The sequence below is a fragment of the Peribacillus sp. NPDC056705 genome, assembly GCF_043656335.1.
This window is the reverse complement of sequence record NZ_JBHTYI010000126.1, coordinates 1-977: the sequence shown is the minus strand read 5'-3', so window position 1 is coordinate 977 and position 977 is coordinate 1. Positions and strand designations below refer to the sequence as shown.

At 43.8% G+C, this 977-nt stretch carries 2 protein-coding genes; both read left to right on the top strand.

The features are described from left to right. Window positions 1-608 (top strand): condensation domain-containing protein (locus ACFRAK_RS28090; RefSeq protein WP_394573050.1); only part of this gene is annotated, 608 nt, incomplete at its 5' end. A gap of 37 nt (window positions 609-645) precedes the next feature. After that, window positions 646-977 (top strand): condensation domain-containing protein (locus ACFRAK_RS28085; protein WP_394573049.1); only part of this gene is annotated, 332 nt, incomplete at its 3' end.

Here is a 977-nt window from a genome sequence, read left to right as displayed (position 1 = left end):
GTGCAGCCGCTGTTGCCATTAATCTTGAGGGTCATGGACGCGAAGAAATTATCGATGGCGTTGATTTGACTCGAACTGTCGGCTGGTTCACCACCATGTATCCTGTTGTTTTTGATGAGCCCTTCGAGAGTATATCGGGTGGTATCAAGCTGGTTAAAGAGACGCTGCGGCAAGTGCCGAACAAGGGGATTGGGTATGGTTTGCTCAAACATATCGCGAAAAAGGATAGGCTTCCGCTGCACATTCAACCAGAGATCAGCTTCAACTATCTGGGACAGTTCGAGCAGGGACAAGGCGATGGGTTTGGACAGTCCTCCATATCGACAGGGCAGGCTGTCAGCCCTTTAACGACAAGTTCTTATTCCCTTTCTATCAATGGAATGGTTATGAACGGGAAGTTAAGGATCATTTTTGGATATAATCCTTATCAATTTGACCTGAGTTCAGTGGAAGCAGCAGCGAATAGTTACAAACTGCGGCTGTTGGATATCGTGGGCCACTGTATGGGTCAAGATGAAGTTGAACGAACACCTAGTGATTTTTCAATGGACAATCTTACGTTTGAGGATCTGGATCTCATCTTTGAAACGTTAAAAGAGAAGATATAGAAGTCCGCCCCATTCCTAATGATAACGAGGTGTTTGTGTGCTGAAAAAAAGTGATATCAAGGACATCTACCAATTGTCTCCCCTGCAAAAAGGGATGCTGTTTCACTATTTGCATGATGAGGGCCAACACGCTTACTTTGAGCAGGTAGATTTTACGATCGAAGGACAAATCGATACAGCTTGTTTGGAAGAAGGCTTCAACCTGTTAATTCAGAAATATGATATTTTCCGGACCGTATTCTTGTATGAAAAGATGAACGAGCCTGTCCAGGTTGTATTAAAGGAAAGAAAGGCTTCCGTTCATTTCATCGATGCATCTCATATGGTTGATACTGAGGCTTTTATCGAGCAGTTTAAGATGAAGGACAG